The organism is Agromyces humi (assembly GCF_009720255.1).
Lineage (GTDB): Bacteria > Actinomycetota > Actinomycetes > Actinomycetales > Microbacteriaceae > Agromyces > Agromyces humi.
Genome location: NZ_WJSP02000307.1, coordinates 1 through 4534, shown reverse-complemented (window position 1 = coordinate 4534; position 4534 = coordinate 1). Strand labels below are relative to the sequence as shown.

The 4534-nt window shown below is 71.3% G+C and carries 5 protein-coding genes and 2 pseudogenes; 4 read left to right on the top strand and 3 right to left on the bottom strand.

Annotated elements, in window-relative coordinates; genetic code table 11:
• Positions 1–707: acyl-CoA dehydrogenase C-terminal domain-containing protein (locus GH736_RS17820; RefSeq protein ID WP_203230832.1), on the top strand; the 707-nt coding region annotated here is incomplete at its 5' end.
• 3 nt (positions 708–710) lie between these two features.
• Here GH736_RS17820 and GH736_RS17815 read toward each other — a convergent pair.
• Positions 711–1415, bottom strand: a complete 705-nt coding sequence (locus GH736_RS17815) for a hypothetical protein (RefSeq protein WP_159605713.1) — start codon at positions 1413–1415, stop codon at positions 711–713.
• 6 nt (positions 1416–1421) lie between these two features.
• On the opposite strand from GH736_RS17815, the gene GH736_RS17810 reads away from it, so the two are divergent.
• Both GH736_RS17810 and GH736_RS17805 read left to right on the top strand, forming a co-directional pair.
• Positions 1422–2027, top strand: a complete 606-nt coding sequence (locus GH736_RS17810; protein WP_159605711.1) for a hypothetical protein — start codon at positions 1422–1424, stop codon at positions 2025–2027.
• A gap of 33 nt (positions 2028–2060) precedes the next feature.
• On the top strand, positions 2061–2534 hold the full coding sequence (locus GH736_RS17805; RefSeq protein WP_159605709.1) for a nuclear transport factor 2 family protein: 474 nt from the start codon (positions 2061–2063) through the stop codon (positions 2532–2534).
• Between the two features lie 70 nt (positions 2535–2604).
• Here GH736_RS17805 and GH736_RS17800 read toward each other — a convergent pair whose 3' ends face one another.
• A complete protein-coding gene (locus tag GH736_RS17800; RefSeq protein ID WP_159605707.1) occupies positions 2605–2859 on the bottom strand; it encodes a hypothetical protein in 255 nt (84 codons plus the stop codon).
• Between the two features lie 161 nt (positions 2860–3020).
• Between GH736_RS17800 and GH736_RS25200 the strand changes: the two are divergent.
• A pseudogene (locus tag GH736_RS25200) lies at positions 3021–3521 on the top strand (ATP-binding protein); the annotation flags it as partial.
• Positions 3522–4400: 879 nt separating this feature from the next.
• Here GH736_RS25200 and GH736_RS17795 read toward each other — a convergent pair.
• Positions 4401–4534: pseudogene (locus GH736_RS17795) on the bottom strand (fumarylacetoacetate hydrolase family protein); the annotation flags it as partial.

Sequence of the window (4534 nt, the reverse complement as noted above, 5' to 3'; positions counted from 1 at the left end):
CCTACACCGACGTGTCGACGCACCACCCCGACGCCGCCGTGCGCGCCCGGGCGAACGAGATCGTCGGCCTGCTCACGCCAATCAACAAGTCGTTCGGCACCGACCTCGGCAACGAGCTCACCTCGCTCGCACTGCAGATCCACGGGGGCATGGGATTCATCGAGGAGACCGGCGCAGCACAGCACTACCGCGATGTGCGGATCGCGGCGATCTACGAGGGCACCAACGGCATCCAGGCCGCCGACCTCGTGGGCCGGAAGCTCCCGGTTCGCGACGGGGCATCCGCCCTCGAGTTCATCGCCACCATGCGCGAGCTCGACAACGAGCTCGCCGCCGCCGGAGACGAGTTCGCCTCGATCCGCACGCAACTGAACGCGCAGCTCGACACCCTCGAGCAGACGACGGCGTGGATGCTCCGCACCGGCGCCACCGACCCCAATGCCGTGTTGTCGGGGTCGACGCCGTACCAGCGCATCTGGGGGCTCGTGCTGGGTGGCTGGCTCATGGCGAAGTCGGCACTCGCCGCCCGCGGACTCGACGCCGACGGCATCGCGGAGTCGCAGCTGCCGCTGGCCCGGTTCTACGCCGAGCAGCTGCTGCCGCAGGCGGCCGGCCTCGCCGGCGCCGCAACGGCCGGCTCGCGCGACCTGTTCGCCCTCGACGCTGACGCGCTCGGCGACGTCGTGCGCCGCGGGGCGCGCGTCTGAGTCTTACGACAGGAGAGCGGGATCGCCCGGTGATGCCGAAGGCAGGAGGCGTGGACGCGACCGACCCTGTGAGCGTGATGCGTCGATGTCGCGCCGGGCCAGCTGCAGGGCTTCGCCCGCGAGGGACGTCACCCGTGCCGCCATGGCGATCATCTGCTCCCGGTCGTCGCGGTCGGTGACCGTGACCGTTGGCGCGAAGGTGCCGAGCGCGTGGTTGAGGTCGATCCGGATGCGCTCGGACTCGGCCAGCCTCATGAGGGCCGCGGCGCCGATCCAGCCGGGGTGACCGGCGGCGACGTCGCGGGCGACGTCGAGCTGGCGGTCCGCAGCCTCGATGGCGCGGCGCACCTGGGTCATCGAAGGAACCGGATGCGTGGCACGGTCGCGAGCCGCTGTCACCGCAGCATCGAGCGCCGCGTGCGCTTCGCGAAGTCGGCGCAGGTGGGCGAACGGGTCGGTGTTGACGCCGGTGGCCGGCAGGGCGCCGAGGGCCGCCCGCAGCTCGGCGATGGCGGCCGCGACGCCACGGGCGCGGGCGTGGGCGTGGGCGTGCGGCTCGGAGAGCGCGGCCGCAAGGTCACAACGGGACTCCTCGACGAGCGCGGCCAGCGTGGACTCCGCTCGGAGCGCCTCGACCTCGAAGGTCTCCACCGCATCGAGGAGGGCCGCTGCTCGGCGCACCGATTCGACGGAGGCCTCGAGCACCATGCTCGCTTGCTCGCGCTGTCCAGCCACGCGTCGGCGCTCGGCCACGCCGGCGCTGTGCTCGGCGAATCCGAGCAACTGATCGGCCTCGGAAACAATGCCGTCCACGTCGGCGAGCGCCTCCGGTGCATAGCGGGCAGCGAGGTGGTCGATGGTCGCGCGGGCGTTTGGGATGAGAGAGCGGAGCACCGCGACATCCGCCCGCACCACAGCAATGGTCTCGGGCGCACGCCGTGCCCGCCGCATCCGCTCGGCAAGCGCAGCAGTCTGCTCAGCGAGCTCGCCCTCGATCAGTTCGCACAGCTCCACGGTTCGCAGGGAGCGTGCCCGCACCTCGTCGGCGGTGCCGGGGTTTACGTCGTGATTGAGCCGGTTCATGCGGAACGCGTCACTGAGGTGCCTGCGCGCCGCGACGAGGGCATCGCCCAGGTGCCTGCCCGCGGCATCCCCCAGCTCCGCCTCGGCGAAGCCGAGCTCGTCAGCGGCGGCACGGATGCGCTCATCGGCGGCGACCAGCGCCCTTCCAGCCCGCCTCGCCAGTTCGACGTCGTGGACTTCGAGCTGCTGCGCAGGGCGACTGCGCCCGACCCGGAACGCGACCATGGTCCATCGTAAGTTCGTGGCGTGCTGACTGCTAGCGTGTGGCGCATGCCAGCACCGGTGCAGCACCTCGTCGAGACGATGTTCGCGGGAGTCCAGGCCCTCGATGTCGATGCCGCCACTGCGACGATGTCCGAGGACATCGTGCTCTACGACCCGCACTACCCGTATCCCGACATGGTGGGCATCGCGGCCGTGCGCGAAGGACTCACCTGGGCGTTCACGCAGATGAAGAGCATGCGGTTCGACATCGAGCGGTGGTTCTTCGACGAGGCCGGCACCTCGGTCGTCGTCGAGACCTCCACCCATCACGTGCTGAACATGGGCAGCAAGCGCCTCGACTTTCCCCAGGTGTTCGTCATCGACACCGACGGCGAGCGCATCACGAAGATGCGCGCCTATGAACCGTATGGCCCCCACGGGTCGACGGGCTTCGGGCTGAAGATCGGGCACGCCGTGTACCGGCTCTCGCACCGGCGGTCGGCGAGCACGCAGCCTGCAAGCGCCCTGCCGTCGCGCTGACGGCAGGGCGCCGGCTCGCGCGCCCGATCGCGGCGCCCATTCGTCCAGCCGGCCGGCCGGCCGCTCGGTTTCAGCGGTCACCCTGCAGGGGCGAGAGGTCGTCGACGACCTCGGGCTCGTCAGCGTCGGTCTCAGCGTCGGCGTCCGAGCAGACGCCCGCGGGGGCGCGGTCTCGGATGTACGCGGGCGCGTGGCACACCTCGCTCGAGTGGATCCCGACGCGCGCGGAGCCCGCCTTCGCGTCGGTTCCGTCGGTGAGGCCACACCCGGCCAGCACGGCCACGGCCACGACAGCCGGGGCGATGAGGAACGCACGTACGTTCATGATCCTGTCCTTCCGTGATCGGGGCTCCGATGGGAGCGCCGATCACAAGGTAGGGAAGCGGGCAACCGGCCACATGACGCGAGCGAGCCATCTTCGGCGGGCGGCCGGAGTAGTCAATTCGGGTCATCGCCGCGGCATCCGGCGCGCACTATCGTGAGCACATGGTGGAATGGTCCGCCCCGGCGTTGCCGGCCGGCTGGACGACATCCGGACAGCCGCCGTTCGTCGCTCGACACGAAGAGGTCGCAGCGCTCGAGTCGGCATGGGCCGACGCCGTCGGCAGTGCGGGTCGGGCGATCTTCGTGAGCGGGGAGCCCGGATCGGGCAAGTCACGGCTCGTGAGCGAGGTGTGCACCCGGCTGCGCGCCGACGGAGCAGCGGTGCTGGTCGGGTCGTGCATCCAGGAGCTCGGCGCACCGTTCGAGCCGTTCGACGAACCGCTGCGCGCGCTCATGCCGGCGTTCGGGGCGGCGGCGACCGACCGCTCCGACGCCGAGACGGTCGAGCTCCTGGAGCGGATGCTCGATCGATCGGCTCCGGATGCCGCGGACCGGCCGATGGGCCAGGAGCGCGTGTTCTCGGCCGTCGTCGACATGCTGCACGCCGCGACCGCCGAGCGGCCGATGGTTCTGGTGCTCGACGACCTGCACTGGGCGGGACCGGCGGCGATCCGCCTGCTCAGCAGGGTGGTCGAGGGAACGGCCACCGATCGCCTGCTGCTCCTCGGGACCCTCCGCAATGCGCCACCCGACCGGTCGGATGCGCTCGCCGACGTGCTCGCGTCGCTGTCGCGGCTCAGCGGCGTGCTGCGCCTCGAGCTCGCCCCGTTCACCACCGACGAGATCACCGAGTACGTCTCGATCCGCGCCGGGATGCCGCGGTTCCGCGCTCGCGAGTCGGCCGAGGTGCTTGGCGAGCTCACGGGCGGCAATCCGTTCCTGCTCCGCGCGATGTGGCGACGGGTGGTGGAGGCCGAGCGCCGCGACGGCCAGCGCGTCATCGAGCTGCCCGACTCCGTGGGTGACCTGGTGCGGTCGCGCATCGCGACCCTCGATCCGGCCCACCGCCCGGTGCTCGAGCTCGCGGCGGTGCTCGGGCAGGAGGTCGACCTCGTGGAGATGGTGGGCATCAGCGCGGCATCCGTCGACGTCACGCTCGCCGCGATGGATGCCGCGGTGCGCGCCCGACTCATCGAGCCGCCGCGTCAGGCGGGCGACTCCTACCGGTTCCCGCACGCGATCGCGCGGCAGGCCGTCATCGACACCATCCCGGGCACCGAGTTGCTGCGCACCCACGCGCGCATCGCGCAGGCGCTCGAATCGGACTTCCCCGCGGCACCGCGGCGCATCCAGCGCCTCGCGCACCACTACGCGGCGGCCCGCGCGCTCGGGTTCGGCGATCGGGCCGTGACCTACCTCCGCGACGCCGAGCTCGAGGGCGTCACGGTGAAGTCCGACGTCCGCGAAGCAGGGAGAAGACGATGCGTCGACCCGCGTCATCGACCAGTTGAGCACGCGATCACCTCGCGACGTGGTGGCGATCGACCCCCGGGAGCCGATGACGATGCCGAGCTCGACTTCCCAGTCGGGCTTGGTCGAGCCGCGGGGGATGCGCACGTCGTCATTCGGGCCGACGAGGGTGTTGGGGGACTTGGTGAACAGGATCGGTTCGTCGG